This window comes from Methylobacter marinus A45, assembly GCF_000383855.1.
GTDB lineage: Bacteria > Pseudomonadota > Gammaproteobacteria > Methylococcales > Methylomonadaceae > Methylobacter > Methylobacter marinus.
In genome coordinates this window covers 4,589,625-4,604,768 of sequence record NZ_KB912877.1, presented here as the reverse complement: position 1 = coordinate 4,604,768, position 15,144 = coordinate 4,589,625, and the positions used below count along the sequence as shown (strand labels likewise).

At 55.6% G+C, this 15,144-nt stretch carries 13 protein-coding genes; 5 read left to right on the top strand and 8 right to left on the bottom strand.

Features of this window, described 5'->3' with window-relative positions:
• Positions 1–30: 30 nt before the first annotated feature.
• The 5 genes from METMA_RS0121615 to METMA_RS0121595 all read right to left on the bottom strand — a co-directional run bounded on the left by METMA_RS0121615 (position 31) and on the right by METMA_RS0121595 (position 6,915).
• A complete protein-coding gene (locus METMA_RS0121615) occupies positions 31–1,491 on the bottom strand; it encodes a hydrogenase 4 subunit F (RefSeq protein WP_020161205.1) in 1,461 nt (486 codons plus the stop codon).
• Positions 1,488–2,165: a formate hydrogenlyase gene (locus METMA_RS0121610; protein WP_020161204.1), complete on the bottom strand. Its 678-nt coding sequence runs from the start codon at positions 2,163–2,165 to the stop codon at positions 1,488–1,490. Before METMA_RS0121610 ends, METMA_RS0121615 begins: the two co-directional genes overlap by 4 nt.
• Complete coding sequence (locus METMA_RS0121605; RefSeq protein WP_036249695.1) at positions 2,162–3,106, bottom strand: respiratory chain complex I subunit 1 family protein; 945 nt, start codon at positions 3,104–3,106, stop codon at positions 2,162–2,164. The genes METMA_RS0121610 and METMA_RS0121605 overlap by 4 nt, the downstream gene beginning before the upstream one ends.
• On the bottom strand, positions 3,106–5,190 hold the full coding sequence (gene hyfB / locus METMA_RS0121600; protein WP_020161202.1) for a hydrogenase 4 subunit B: 2,085 nt from the start codon (positions 5,188–5,190) through the stop codon (positions 3,106–3,108). The genes METMA_RS0121605 and hyfB overlap by 1 nt, the downstream gene beginning before the upstream one ends.
• A 69-nt stretch (positions 5,191–5,259) precedes the next feature.
• On the bottom strand, positions 5,260–6,915 hold the full coding sequence (locus tag METMA_RS0121595; RefSeq protein ID WP_020161201.1) for a SulP family inorganic anion transporter: 1,656 nt from the start codon (positions 6,913–6,915) through the stop codon (positions 5,260–5,262).
• A gap of 463 nt (positions 6,916–7,378) precedes the next feature.
• Between METMA_RS0121595 and METMA_RS0121590 the strand changes: the two genes are divergently transcribed.
• Genes METMA_RS0121590 through METMA_RS0121580 form a run of 3 tightly spaced genes read left to right on the top strand, consistent with a single transcriptional unit; the run spans position 7,379 to position 9,562 of the window.
• A complete protein-coding gene (locus METMA_RS0121590; protein ID WP_020161200.1) occupies positions 7,379–7,648 on the top strand; it encodes a hypothetical protein in 270 nt (89 codons plus the stop codon).
• Positions 7,623–8,228, top strand: coding sequence for an isochorismatase family protein (locus METMA_RS0121585; RefSeq protein ID WP_020161199.1), 606 nt, complete (start codon positions 7,623–7,625; stop codon positions 8,226–8,228). The genes METMA_RS0121590 and METMA_RS0121585 overlap by 26 nt, the downstream gene beginning before the upstream one ends.
• A complete protein-coding gene (locus METMA_RS0121580) occupies positions 8,225–9,562 on the top strand; it encodes a nicotinate phosphoribosyltransferase (protein ID WP_020161198.1) in 1,338 nt (445 codons plus the stop codon). The genes METMA_RS0121585 and METMA_RS0121580 overlap by 4 nt, the downstream gene beginning before the upstream one ends.
• A 31-nt stretch (positions 9,563–9,593) precedes the next feature.
• On the opposite strand, the gene METMA_RS25305 is transcribed toward METMA_RS0121580, so the two are convergent.
• Entirely contained in the window at positions 9,594–10,802 is a 1,209-nt protein-coding gene (locus METMA_RS25305; protein WP_232216407.1) for an MFS transporter, read from the bottom strand.
• A gap of 468 nt (positions 10,803–11,270) precedes the next feature.
• Positions 11,271–12,533 carry an MgtC/SapB family protein gene (locus METMA_RS0121570; protein ID WP_020161196.1) on the bottom strand — a complete coding sequence of 421 codons (1,263 nt, stop codon included), beginning with the start codon at positions 12,531–12,533 and terminating at the stop codon, positions 11,271–11,273.
• A 371-nt stretch (positions 12,534–12,904) separates the two neighbouring features.
• Between METMA_RS0121570 and METMA_RS0121565 the strand changes: the two genes are divergently transcribed.
• The gene (locus tag METMA_RS0121565; RefSeq protein WP_020161195.1) at positions 12,905–13,189 is read left to right on the top strand and encodes a PA3496 family putative envelope integrity protein; all 285 of its coding nucleotides are present in this window, start codon (positions 12,905–12,907) and stop codon (positions 13,187–13,189) included.
• 461 nt (positions 13,190–13,650) lie between these two features.
• Positions 13,651–14,340: a protein-L-isoaspartate(D-aspartate) O-methyltransferase gene (locus METMA_RS0121560; RefSeq protein WP_020161194.1), complete on the top strand. Its 690-nt coding sequence runs from the start codon at positions 13,651–13,653 to the stop codon at positions 14,338–14,340.
• Between the two features lie 45 nt (positions 14,341–14,385).
• Here METMA_RS0121560 and METMA_RS0121555 read toward each other — a convergent pair whose 3' ends face one another.
• Entirely contained in the window at positions 14,386–15,144 is a 759-nt protein-coding gene (locus tag METMA_RS0121555) for a DUF72 domain-containing protein (RefSeq protein ID WP_020161193.1), read from the bottom strand.

The following is a 15,144-nucleotide window of genomic DNA, read 5'->3' as shown; positions in this document are numbered from 1 at the left end:
GCACCTACAATTTCATTCGGTTGGAATAACTCATGGCGCACTCCCCGAGATCAATAGCGTCGCCTGCGAGAACCAGTCGGCCAGAAAGCCCGGAATAGCCAGGCCCAGCCAGAGCACCAGTCCCAGATGAATCATGACCGGCCACAGGTTGGCTTTGATGGGCTGCTGGCCTTCGGGCCTGTCGCCGTAGACGATCGGCTGGATATGCCGGAACAGGCCCGCGAAGGCGATGCCTATCCCTAACAATAACAACGGCGCCAGCCACGGATAACTGCGCATCGTGGCCAGCAGTACCAGAAATTCGCTGGTGAAGACGCCGAAAGGCGGAAAACCGGCAATCGAGACCGTGCCGATCAGCAGCCCCCAGCCGATTGCCGGCTGGGTTTTGATCAAGCCGCGTATCTTTTCCATGTTCTGTGTGCCGGCGAGCTGGGACGCATGGCCGACGGTCACGAAAATCGCCGACTTGGTCAACGAATGCACGGTCATATGCAGCAAGGCCGCAAACGTCGCCAGCGGGCCGCCGATGCCGAAAGCGAAGGTCATCATGCCCATATGCTCGATCGAGGAATAACTGAACAGCCGTTTGATGTCTTTCTGCCGGTGCAGGAACAGGGCGCCGACCAGGAACGACAGCAGGCCGAATCCCATCATCAGGAAACCGGCCATATCGGACTGGGTCGCGCCGTCGACCAGCATCTTGTTGCGCACCACGGCATAGAGCGCATCGTTCAGCAGCAGGCCCGACAGCACCGCCGACATCGGCGTCGGGCCTTCGGAATGGGCGTCGGGCAGCCAGTTATGCAGTGGCACGAGGCCGATTTTGGTGCCGTAGCCGATCAGCAGGAACACGAACGCGATTTTAAGCACTTCGGGATTGAGCTTATCGGCATTTTCATAGAGCACCGACCAGAGCAGGGCGTTTTCCTCGCTGCCTATCTGCTCGGCCGCGTAATACAGCAGAATCGTGCCGAACAGCGCCTGCGCGATGCCGACGCCGCAGAGGATGAAGTATTTCCAGGCCGCCTCCACCGACTCGGGTGTGCGGTACAGACTGACCAGCAGCACCGTCGCCAGTGTCGCGCCTTCCATCGCGACCCACAAAATGCCCATGTTGTTGGTCGTCAGTACCAGATACATCGACAGCATGAAGCCCTGGTACATGGCGTGATACAGCTTCAGGCGCGCATCGTTGAGCCGGCCGGTTTCCATTTCGTGCGCCATGTAAGGCGCGGAAAAAATGGCCGTGGTCAGGCCGACGAAAGCGGTCAGCACGATCAGATAGACGTTGAACGGATCGATCAGAAACGCTTTGCCGGCCGACAGGATCGTGCCTTCGCGCAGCACGTTGATGGCCAGCCAGAGCGTGGCGATCAGGTTGACGGCGTTCAGGCGGATATTCCAGGCGCCGGAATCGGCCCGGTGTCCGGCCAGCGCGAAAAAGGCCATGCCGGTCAGTGGAATCAACAGCACCAGATAGGCGGCGATCATTTATCCACCTCGCTCAAGCGGTTCAGCAGATCGACGTCGAGCGAATCGATACTGGTGCGGATATGCAGGAAAAAGATGCCGAACAGCACGGCCGCCACCAGCACATCGAACGCCACGCCCAGCTCGACCACCATCGGCATGCCGTGTGTGGCGACGATGGCGGCGAAAAACAGGCCGTTCTCTATCGACATGAACCCCACCACATGCGCGACCGCCTGCCGGTGCGAGATCATCAGCAGCATTCCTAAAAGCATCACCGACAAACTGACGGCCAGGGCATTGAGCATGACCAGGGACGAGGTCTGCACGATGGGGTGCAGGATGTAGTAGCTGAACAGCATCAGGCTGGCGCCGCCCAGCATGACGGCGGTATTGTTGCTCAACGCCTCGACATCACGGTGCATGTTCATTTTCAGCACCTGCCGCCGCAGCATCCAGGGAATGAGGATCACTTTCAGGACCAGCGTCAGCGCGGCGGAAATATATAGATGATAATTGCTCAGGCTGTAGGCGGCCGCGGCCGTGGTCAAGGCCAATAAAAATCCCTGCACGGCGAACACGAAAATCAGCCTTAACAGCCGCCCCTGGCCCAGCATCAGAAACGACGTGAGCCCGACCAGGGCCGCCAGCGACAGGATGGCCTGCGTATAAAAATCCAGTTGCTCGATGTTCATCGCGCACCCTCCAGAATGATATGGCTCAACATGCCCAGCAAACCCAGCAAATAAGCAAAACTGAGGTATTCCTGCACGCGAAACAGGCGCATTTTCGCGAACAGCGTTTCCGACAACGCCAGCAGAATCGACAAAAACGCCAGTTTGCCGATGATGAACAGCAGGCCGTAGCCCAAATCACCCGGCGTAATCCTTTCGGCAATGCCCCACGGGAAAAAGATGTTGGCGATCAATACGCCGTACAGCATCAGTTTCAACTGGCTGGCCCACTCGATCAACGCCAGATGGCGGCCGCTGTATTCCAGGATCATGGCTTCATGGATCATGGTCAGCTCCAGATGCGTGGCCGGATTATCGACCGGTATGCGCCCGGTCTCGGCAATCGCGACCAGCATCAGCGAAAGCAGCGCGAAGATGAATGAAGGGCGCAATACCAGGCCTTCATCGAGCACAAAGTCGATGGCTAGCGATAGATTGGTCGTGGAGGCGGACATGGTCAGCGCGAAAATGCCCATCAGCATGGCCGGTTCCGCCAGGGTTGAAATCGTCATCTCGCGCGAAGACCCCATGCCGCCGAAGGCCGTGCCGATGTCCAGGCCGGCCAGCGCCAGGAAAAACCGGGCAAAGGAAAAAAAACCGATCAGCACGATGACATCGGCGCTGGCCGAGGTCGGAAGGTCCACGGCGATCAGCGGCACGATGCTGGCGGCCAGCACCATGGCCGAGAAGATGATGTAAGGGGAAATCGTGAAGATCCAGGAGGCCTGATCCGAGACCACCGGCTGCTTGCGCGTCAGCTTGAGCAAATCCCGGTAAGGCTGGAACAAGGACGGCGCCTTGCGGTTCTGCAGGCGGCATTTGCAGCATTTGATCCAGCCCGCCAGCAAAGGGGCCAGCGCGACAAACAGCACGGTTTGCGACATTGCCAATAACCAGTTCATCAGCTGATAATCCATAACATAACGATTAAGGTAACGAACGAATAGCCCAGATAAGTCCGGATATTGCCGGTCTGGATGCGTCCCACCAGTCTGGCCGTCCGGTTGACGGCCCGCTCGATCGGCTGATACAGGCGCGGCCAGCTGTGATCCTGTATTTGCAGGGCATAATGAATCGCCGCGACATCCTGATCCATGGCGCCCTGGCGATCTTTCTTGACCTGTTCGTCGATGAGCCAGACTCTGGCGAAAATGCGCCTGAACGGCATCATGAAGGCGCTGGCGCTGTATTGCATGCGTGGCGTCAGGCCGCCGAAGCCGCAGTCCCAGGTTTCGGCCCGGCGCATGACCGTGGCAGGGCTGCGGCGCAGATAGCGGAAGCAGATGCCGGCCGCGATCAGCGCTCCGACCAGCACCAGCGGCGCCGAATAGGACGCCTGTTCGGCGGAAACGGGCGCCAGATGCAGCCAGCTCAAGGAGGAGCCATCCGGCAAGGACGCCCCCAGCAGCTGTTCGGCAACGTGATTGATCAAGCCCAGCATCAGGCCCGGAAAAATGCCGAACAAAAAGCACAGGCCGGCCAGCAGGGCGGGGCCGGCCAGCATGCCCGGGTCGGCGATTTCCTGGGCCTTGTCGGCATGCCGCGAACGGGGCAACCCCAGGAACAGGATGCCGAAGACATTGACGAAGCAGGCTGCCGCCAGGGCCGCGGTCAGCGCCAGCGCAGCGGCGGCGACCGGAATCAGGCTGCGCAAGACGCCGTTGTCGATGACATCGACCTGCAGCGCCGTCTGGAAAGCCAGCCATTCCGAAACGAAGCCGTTAAACAGCGGCAACGATGAAATGCTCATGCAGCCGATCAGGAACAGCATGCCGGTCTTCGGCATGCGCTTGATCAGGCCGCCCATCTGGTCGATATTCAGTTCATGGGTCTGGTGATGAATCATGCCCGCGCCCAGGAACAGCAGATTCTTGAACAAGGCATGGTTGAAAGCGTGAAACAGCGCCGCCAGAAAACCCAGCGCTCCCAGTTGCGGCTGGTTCTGCGCCATGAAAATCATCGACAAGCCCAGCACCATGACGATGATGCCGACGTTTTCGACCGAACTGTAGGCCAGCATGCGCTTCAGATTGGTCTGCATCATGGCGTACAGAATGCCGCCCAAGGCCGAGACCGTGCCCACTATCATCAGTACCAGTCCCCATTGCCAGTGCACCTCGCCGATCAGGTCGAAACAGAACCGGATCAGGCCGTACAGGGCCACTTTCAGCATCACGCCGCTCATCAGGGCCGAAATGTGCGACGGCGCCACCGGATGCGCTTCCGGCAGCCAGACATGCACGGGCACGAGGCCGGCTTTCATACCAAAGCCCAGCAGCGCCAGCGCAAACGCGATGCTGGCCCAGGCGTTCGATAATCCGGCGCCGCGCAAGGCATCGAAAGTGAAGCCGTCGGCAAAGCTGGCCAGCACGCCGAAAGCCAGGATTATGGCCAGCGCCCCGATTTCCGCCATCAGCAGATAAAGAAAAGCCGCGCGCCGGTTGGCCGGGTTGTCATGCTGGAACGCCACCAGAAAATAGCTGGCGACCGACATCAGTTCCCAGGCGATCATGAAGAAGAAGGCGTCGTCGGCCAACAGCACCAGCAGCATGCCGGCGATGAACAGCCCGCTGAACAGGCTCAGGACCGCAAAAGGATGCTTACTTTCTTCATAAGCCGAGACATAGCCGGGCCCGTACAGGCTGACGGCGCTAATGGCGATGCCGATGATCAGAAAGAATAAGCCGGACAGATTGTCGAAGCGCACCTGCCAGGGCAGCCAGGGCAGGCCCAGACCGATCCGGCCGGTCATCACCTCGCCGCTGACCAGCACGCTCACGCCGGCCAGTGCCGCGAAAAGCCCCGACAAACCCAGCAAGCCGAACACGGCCTGCCGTGTCAGAATCTGCGCCCGTTGCTCTTCCAGGCTGCCGGGCATCCGGAGCCGGCCTAACGCCGGAAGGTTGTGTCGCCCCTGCATCAGCAGCGGCGGCAAGCAGGAAGCAAAGCTTAACAGGACAGCACAATAGGCCAATACAAGAATCATTCAACGCTCCGTCAAGAGATGCGGGTGAGGCAGCCGTCCGGCCACCCGTTCTTTGCTGCCAAAAAGGGCTTAACCTTTCCTTTCATCGGCCGTCATTAAGCGCGCGGCCAGCGCATGATCCGAAAACTTTTCCGAAGCCCGGCCTGTCTGCCGGCAACGGCCGCCCTGCGCTTCGTAGTTGTGCATGTAGTCATAAATGAATTCCATGACCGTATGGTCGATCAGATAGCCGTCGGATAAATCAAACACAACCGATTTGCCCGGTTCCAGCGTGGCCAGCGCTTTTTTCAGCGGCAGGAAATTGGAAAAGATCGCCGAACCGGTCAGTTTGACTATTACGGTGTCGTTATTGGGCCGTTCGATGGCGAAATGAATTTTGAACAGATTGTTGAGCCAGACCCCGCGCGCAATGTGAACAGCCAGCTTGACTATAATGCCGATAGCGACGCCGATCAATAGATCGGTTGCCAGAACGCCTGTGATTGTGACCATGAAAATAAAAAACTGTTCTTTTCCGATACCCATGACTTTGGCGAATTCCCTGGGCGAGGCCAGACGGAAACCGGTGTAGACCAGCAAGGCCGCCAAGGCCGCGAGGGGAATGCTGTGAATCAGGCGCGGAAACAGCATGACGAACAGCAACAGCAGTGCGCCATGAAAGAAATTGGCCCAGCCGGTTTTGGCGCCGTTATTAACGTTGGCGGAGCTGCGCACGATCTCGGCGATCATGGGCATGCCGCCGATCAGGCCGGCGAGCAGGTTGCCGATTCCTACCGCCGTCAGGTCGCGGTCCAGATCGGAGTGGCGTTTATAAGGGTCCAGCTTGTCCACCGCGACGGTGCTGAGCAGGCTTTCAAGGCTGCCTACCAGGCTGATGCCGACCACGGCTTCCCAGAATTCAGTCGTCATAAACTTGGAGAAGTCGGGAAAGTAAAAGCTGGACATGAAATTGTCGGATATTGCGACCAGAAACCTCGGCCCGACTGTTGCTTCATGATGGCCGATGAAAGGCGCATCCGGCAAAAACAGATACATATGTTCGTGGTTCAAGTCGAAAATACGTCCCAGGCCCATGCCGACCAGCACGACGAGAATGGGCGCGGGGATCATTTTCAGCGTGGGGCTTTTCAGCAGCGACCAGATAATCAGAACAACCAGCCCGGCCAGGCCGATCAGGGCGATTTCCGGATTGGGGTTCAGCAGGCTGTGCGGAATCTGCGCCATGGTCGAAAACAGACTGCCCTCTTCAGGCGTCACGCCGAGCATGACAGGGATCTGCTTGGTCATGATAATGATGCCGATCGCGGCCAGCATGCCGTGCACGACCGAGGCCGGGAAAAAAGAACTGAGGCGTCCGGCCTTAAAGACGCCCATCAGGATCTGCAGCACGCTGGCGACGACGATGGCCGCCAGCGTGTAACGGTAGCCGGCCATCGCGTCGCCTTCCCCCAAGGTCTGCACGGCATTCAACACGACAACGATCAAGCCCGCGGCCGGCCCGTTGATCGTCACGTACGAACCGTTGATGCGCGACACCAGCAGGCCGCCGATAATGGCCGTGATAATCCCGGCTGAGGGCGGAAAGCCGGAGGCCATCGAGATGCCCAGGCATAACGGCAAGGCGATAAGAAAAACCAGAAACCCCGACAGCAAATCGCCGCGCCAGTGCGCTTTCAAGCCGGCCAGCCCGGTTTCAGGTAATGCCGAAGACGGAGTATTGATCATGGTTAAGCCTCCACGTTATAAGAATCAATAGCTTTGCAGGAGGATCAGCATTTTCCATGCCAATAAAATGGGGTGGTTTAACGCTATGATTTCTTTAGATAAAAGGATGGGGTTGTGGTTGGTTGCGGAGACGATATGGAAAAAAAGGGGGTGCAAAAACACCACAAGCGGTTCATTTGCACCGGCGGCCGGGGATGTCTCATTTCATGAACCGCTGACTTCGCCCCGATCGTGGTTTACTGCAAGCGTTTGAGTCGATAAAGGCGAGTGAGCCCGCCCCGTATACGCTGAAATAGCGGGGCTGTAAGTTTTCCTACTAATTTACCGGACAACTCTTTTTCTATATAAATGCACTTGGTCAATGAATTTTTACAAGTTGTCAGCTGCATGCAAAGATAAAGCAATAACGGGCGCTATCTATTCTATCAACCAGGCTGATCAATATACGAGCTAAGTATCCATAATGAATATGAAAATCGTCTTATCGGTTCTACTGTTATTCGGAGGAGTCCTGATCATCACGCCGGGCATTGATAGCGTTAAGGGCTCTGGACCGGAATTCATCAGGCAAGCCCAGGCCAGGACATATCCAAATGAAGGCCAGGCTAACGATAAGGTCTTCGATATGCCGGGAGCCGGTAATTGCGAGGCCTGTCATTCGCAACCCGATACCTTTTCCGATATTCCGACATCACATTCGTCGATTTATGAACAGCTCATCTCAAGGCGATGAAAAAATCGGGTTAACGAAAGGCGACGCCCTGGTTATAGTGGATCTGCAAAATGATTTCCTGCCCGGCGGCAGCCTGGCGGTACCGGGCGGAGAACAGGTGATACCGGTTCTGAACGGTTATATCGAGCGCTTCGCCAGGCAAGGGCTGCCTATATTTGCCACGCGCGATTGGCATCCGAAAAACCACAGCTCTTTTGTTGCCCAGGGCGGGCCATGGCCCGAACATTGTGTGGCCGGCACCCGAGGCGCGGACTTTGCGCCCAGTTTGCATCTTCCTATCTCGACGCAGGTGATCTCGGCGGGGATCGAGGTTGAGCGCGATGGCTATTCGGCTTTTGAAACGCCCTTCTTCCAACAGCAACTCGAGAAGGCCGGTACGACCCGTTTGTTTATCGGCGGCCTGGCAACCGATTATTGTGTCTTGAACACGGTGCTCGATGCACTGGCCCTGCATTACCGGGTATGCCTGCTGTTCGATGCCGTACGCGCAGTCAATGTCAAGCCTCAAGACGGTGAAAAAGCCGTTCAAGAGATGGTCCGGCGAGGCGCCAAACCCATTAAGCAAGCCATGATTTTATGATCCTGGACGGTGCATTGCTGACTGATCTTTATCAGCTGACGATGCTTCAGGGCTATTATGAACAGAACCGGGAAGATCTTGCGGTGTTCGAGTTTTTTGTCCGTAAGCTGCCTAAAAACCGGAGCTATATGGTCGCGGCCGGGTTGGCCCAGGTTTTGGATTATCTTGAAGAACTGCACTTTTCCCCGGATGAAATCGACTGGCTCGCCGGCACCGGTTACTTCAAGCCGGCTGTGCTGGACCGGCTCGCCGCATTAAGATTCACTGGCGACGTGCATGCCATGCCCGAAGGCACGGTATTTTTCCCGAGCGAGCCGATTCTGCGGATCACCGCCCCCTTGCCGGAAGCGCAGCTGATTGAAAGCCGGCTCATCAACCTGTTGCATTTCCAGACCCTGATCGCCACCAAGGCCGCGCGCTCCGTGTTGATCGCGCCGGACAAGCTGCTGGTCGATTTCGGCATGCGCCGCGCGCATGGCAGCGAGGCCGGGCTGCTGGCGGCACGGGCCAGTTATCTGACCGGCTTTAGCGGCACCGCGACAGTGAATGCCGGCATGTATTTCGATATCCCGATTTACGGCACGATGGCGCACTCCTTTGTACAGACCTACAGCAACGAAAGCCAGGCCTTCATCGATTTTGCGAAAGCCAATCCCGATAATGTCGTGTTATTGATCGATACCTACGATACCGAAGCGGCCGCCCGGAAGGTCGTTGATCTGGCCGAAACGTTGCGCGCTCTGGGCATCAAAATCAAGGGCGTGCGCATCGATAGCGGCGATTTGGCCGATCATGCCCGTGAGGTCAGATCGATTCTCGATCAGGGCGGCCTTCAGCAGGCCACGATTTTCGCCAGCAGCAGTATTGATGAATACAAACTGGACGCACTGATGACGCAACAGGCGCCGATAGACGGCTTCGGCATCGGCACGCATCTGGATACCTCGGCCGATGCGCCTTATCTCGACTGCGCCTATAAGCTGCAGGAATATGCCGGCATCGCCCGGCGCAAACGCTCGGAAGGCAAGGCAACCTGGCCCGGACGCAAACAGGTCTATCGTAATTATGACGACGATGGCTGCATGAGCGGCGATACCGTAACGCTTGAAAACGCGCCTTGCACGGGACAGCCGTTGCTGCAGCGGGTCATGCAGGGCGGGCGGACTGCGATGCCGCAGCCTTCGCTCACCGAATCCCGGCAGTACACCAAAAACCAGTTAAGCCGGTTGCCGGAAACATTGCGCCAACTCGGTGATACGCCCGGCTATCCGGTGACGATTTCCGCCGAACTGCAAGCGCTGGCGAAACGCGTGGATGAGCAAACCCTTGTTTAACCGGTTCGCCATCGCGGCAAGTCCGAATGCGTCATGTGCCCGGGTCCTGCGCTGTTGCCCGCTCAGGGCTTTTATGGAATATCAGCAGCATCAGCGCCAGCACCGAAAACGCCGCGCCGGCAAGAAAGGTCATGCCTGAACCATAATTATCCCAGAGCCACCCGGCAATGACGCTGGCCAGCAGCATAAACAGGCCGGTTACGAAGTTGAACAGGCCGAATGCCGTGCCTTTCAATTCCCGGGGCGTGGCATTGGCAATCATGGTCGCCAGAATGCCTTGCGTGAACCCCATATGCAATCCCCACAGAGCGACCCCGCACAGGACGACAAGAATCGAATTCGCCCGCGCCAGTACCAGATCAGCCAGCGCCAGCAGAACAAGCCCCGTGGCCAGCAAGTACTCCTTGCGCACATAGTCCGACAGCACGCCGACGGGATAAGCCGATAACGCATAGAACAGGCTCATCACGACCATGACCAGGGGAATCCAGGTGATAGACAGGCCCAGCTCCTCGGCGCGCAGTATCAGGAATGCCTCGCTGAACCGGGTCAGCGTGAAGACGGCGCCTATTATGACAATCCGCCAGTAGGCCCTGGAAAAAGCCTTCAGGAATGCCAGCCGCAAGGGCGAGCGGAATTGGCGCGGCCTGGCTTTGGCGGCCGGTTCCTTTACCCCGAATACGATTAAAATGATCGTGATTGCCGCCGGCACAACGGCAAACCACAATACCGTTTTCATGTCTCCGTGGTAAAAAGACAATAATACGATGGCAAAAAGAGGCCCGAAAACCGCGCCGACCGTATCCATGGATTGGCGCAGGCCAAAACAGGCGCCCCTGATCGTTAAAGGCGCCACATCGGCAATCAACGCGTCGCGCGGCGCCCCTCGCATGCCCTTGCCGATCCGGTCCAGAAAGCGCGCGGCGAAGACCGTTTCCACGGAACCCGCGAGAGGAAATAATGGCTTGGTCAGCGCCGCCAGGCCGTAACCGGCCAGAATCAGCCATTTCCGGCGCCTGAAAAAATCACTCAATGCCCCCGAAAATATCTTGACGATCAGCGCGGTGGCTTCGGCAATGCCTTCGATCAAGCCGATAGTCAGCGCATCAGCCCCCAGTACCGTGACCATAAACACCGGCAATATGCTGTGCACCAGCTCCGAAGACAAATCCATAAACAGGCTGACGTAGCCGAGTGTCCATATGGTTCCGGGTATCGCGGGCAATTGTCTTTTATACACAGAGTTATCCTCGTAACGGATGCAAAAATATCTATCCCGGAATTTCATAATAACCATAGAGCACACAGAGAGCACAGAGAAAATCAAGTTGTTGTCATTTTCTTCCCGTGACTTCATGAATTACGCAATTCTACCGCCTCCATAATCCTCATGAATGGGGATGAATGCAGAGAAATGACGGGATCATTGTCTGTCCGTTCGTGGTGAAATATTCAGGCTAAGGAGCTGATGTTATGCAGACAATTGACCCCGGCGCCGGCAGGGGCGGGGGCGGTTAAAAATACTATCCGTCTTCCTCTCGGATTGGCCGTCCTTGTGGGAGCGATGCCTACATCGCGACTTGCCGGGCGGTATTGAATCGCGATGTATATCCAAAGGGAATAAAGACATCGCTCCATCCGCCACGAAGCACATCCTGTCCTGTACACATTCGTCGTTCTCTCTGGATAATTTATGCTGTACCTGATATCAGGTATTAATCTTAAACGCATACAAAATAGAAGCCGCGAATAAACATATCAGCCAGATAGCGGCTGCCCTGACCGAGCGGTTACGGGCAAGGGCGACGGCATAGATTGCTTTCAGCAGGTTATTGCTGCCGCTGGCCAGTATCACGGAAGACACGATGGCCGAACTGGAGACGGTGAATTCGCCGCTCAGCAGCGACAGAATAAAAGGATCGATATCGGTAAAGCCGACGATAATGGATAGAAAATTCAACCCATGGCCGCCGTAATGGCTGGTCACGTATTGGGTAATGCTGGTAAACAGCATAAACGATATGGCAAACACAATGGCGGTTGATAATTCCAGCGGATGCTTAATCACGTCCGCCTCGGATGGGCTGGGCGTATTATCCCGGAAGCGAAACAAGGCGGCCATGGCGGCAAAGGACAGCACGATGGCGGCTGAAAACGGCGCCAGCAGGCGCTGGCCGGCGCTGGGCGAAAACAGGAAAATAATGACGAGCAGCCGGATATACATCATGGCGGTTGCCATGATCAGCGCCGATGAAACAAAGCGGCCCGCTTCCGCCAGATGATGAGCGCGGCGCCCGATAACAACGGTGGCGACGGTACTGGAATACAGCCCGCCTAAAATACCGGTAATCATCAGGCTGCGACTCTTGAAAAAATACGTATTGACCAGATAGCTCAAGTACGAGAAGCCGGATACGATGATCACCGCCAGCCAGACCTTGTCGTAAGTGACCGGCATCATCGGCGCGATGGGCTCATCGGGCAGCAAGGGCAAAATGACGCCGGAGATAATCAGGAACTTGGCCAGGGTCGTGATTTCCTCGCCCGCCAATTTATCGGAAATACGATGGATCAGCGGTTTCTCGCCGAGTATTAAAATCAACGATACGATGAAGAGTATCAGGAACCAGCTGGGGAATATGCTGACAACCGGTCCGGTCAGATAAATCAGCAGGGCAAGCAGAACACTGAAAAGCGACAGCATCTCTTTCGACGATAACTGCCAGTAATAAATCAGCAGCATGCCGCCGAGCAGGGCAAGGCCGATGCCGAACAGTACGCGCGTGCCGTCCAGGGTGTACAGAATAAATCCTAACAAGCCGATCAGGACAAAAGTACGTGTGCTGCCAAAATGAAACTTATATTGATTCATGCGCTGATAACGGCGGAATTCCAGGCCGACGACAAAAGAAAAGGCCACGGTCAGGGCGAATTCGATCAAGAGAGGCGGAATGACATCTGGAAATTCCATGGTCTGGTCCTTGGGCAGCGATTGCGGAGGATGTGCCGGATTTTAGTGCGTTTGACCCGGTAAACAAGCTTCTATCACGGGGCTTCGCGTTATTTTCGTCACGGCTGTATAGGATTTTATGACAAGCTTGTGTATTCTCGCTCTGACTATCGATAACAAGGGTATTGACTTAAGTATATTTACTAATTATGTTGCGCGCACAAATGCGATATAAGTACCGCCACTCGATATTTGAGCGCTTGTTCTTGCCTTTTCAGATGCCAATGATCAGCTCTCGTTCAAGCGATGCTTTCAATCTCATGATTGGATGATTTTGCGTTGCGAATATCGTTGCAGACATTGAAAACAATTTTTTTATGGTTGGTTTAAAAATGAATATGAAATCCTCTCAATCTGTATCAGATGAATCTCTTTTAGATGATGCTTCCCCGGATAAACCCGTTTCGGAATCCGAATCCAGTGAAAGTAAAAGCGAAATCGACCTGGATGTCGAAGACTTCGATTTAAACGACGAGTACATCATATTGCCGACTGAAAACGAGAAGGTAGCCAAGAAAATGGCCGCGCGCAGAAAGATTGAAATGTACTGGGAGAAAAAAAGATTGAAGGAACAGCTCGGCGAATTTGAAAACTTTGATCTTGATTTCGATTTTTAATCCAAGCGCATATAGCAAATTGACCTGGCCTGCCCCAGTTTTAAAATTTAACGAAAAACATTAATTTTACGATCCCCATTGATTCATTAACAACGGAATTGCCGGATACAGGGTATTTTTCTCGACAAGGGAAACGCTCATTGTGTAAATTTCGGCCAATTTTTATCCCTTTAACCATTTTAACCCCCACCTTGCAATACGTTCCTGAACCACCGGTTTTTTAGACTTTCTCCCCGTCCGATACACTTCAATTTTAAGATGATTGCCTAAGTAGTCACCCGAATTTCGTGGCTGTTGAAAAGAGGGTATAAGTATTTTGATTGAATGACATATCGATAGTCGGTACAAAGGTCGCGTTCTTCAAGCCGGAACACAGGCGCCAGGGATGGCGTATTATTCGTGTTCATGCCGGGTTTGATAGCGTTTTAAACCGATAATGTCGATGCATTGAGGATGAACGCATGAGAATGAAAGAGATGCAGCACATGCTGTCGGATATTGAATGGGAGGTCAAATTAACCCGTGGCATGATCGGCAAGGATTCATTGGACGAGCGCGTGATGGCGGCCATGAGGCATGTGCCGAGACACGAATTCATACCCAAGGCCTTGCGCGAATACGCCTATCAGAACGCACCCGTGCCGATAGGCGCGGGCCAGACGATTTCGCAGCCCTATATCGTTGCCCTGATGAGCGATTTGCTGAACACGAAGCCTTCGGACGTTGTGCTGGAGATCGGTACGGGTTCAGGCTATCAGGCCGCCATCCTCTCCCGGTTGGTCAGGCAGGTCTACAGCCTCGAGTTTGTCGAGGAACTGGCGACGCTGGCGCGCACCCGGCTGCATGAACTGGGCTATGAAAACGTAGAGGTTCGCGCCGGCGACGGCAATCTGGGCTGGCCGGAGCATGCGCCCTATGACGGTATCATAGTCACTGCCGCGGCACCGCATATTCCTCAGGCGTTAATTGATCAATTGCGCACAGGCGCCCGTATGGTCATTCCTTTAGGCTTGCCTTACAGTGCTCAGGAATTGATAGTGGTTGAGAAAAAGCCGGACGGAAAAATCAAGACCGAGGACATTCTCGGCGTCGCTTTCGTGCCGTTGGTTGAAGCGCGGCACTCGGACAGACGCCATGGGACAAGCCGGTGAAAATCAATGCCGGGCACGCGCCGCGGGTCATCATGTGCTGTAGTCTCAAAAGGCGGTGTCCGGCGTATCCAACCGCTTGTCATTAACCAGCGCCCATAATTCAAGCGCGTTGCGGGGCGCGGCGCCTTGGGCGGTGTTGTCAAAATACACATGCACTTGCTTGCCCTGTTCTAGCCACTGCTCGATACGCTCGGCCCAGTGCATTAGTTCCGGCCTGCTATAGCTGGATACATAGGTTTGCATGTGGCCATGCAGGCGAACGTAAACCAGATCCGTGGTCACGCATTCCCACAGGGGCCAGGCTTCGGCATCGGACTGGCATGCGGCGACGCCGGCTTCCGCCAGGGCGTGCGCCGTTTCATCGTCAAACCAGGACGGGTGCCTGAACTCCACGGCATGGCGGACTTCCCGCCATTGTTGCAAAGCGGCGATAAACTGTTGCAGTTTGTCCGGGTTTTTTTTGACCAGGCCGGGCAACTGCCATAGCACGACAGCCAGTTTTTCTTTCAGCGCTTTGGCGTGATTTTTCTCAATCAGAACCGACGCGGACGGATCGGTTAATTTTTTATGATGGGTCAGGTAGCGATTGGCCTTGATTGCGAATCTGAAGCCGGCCGGCGTTTCCTCGGCCCATTTTTGAAAAGTACGGGGGCTTTGCAAACGATAAAAAGTCCCGTTGATTTCCACGGCCGGGAGTCGCTCCGCATAGAACTTTAACCGATTCTTGCGAATAACGCCGGCATAGAAACCATCCTGCCAGTCCGGATAATTCCAGCCGCTGGTGCCTACGTAAAATCGCGGCAC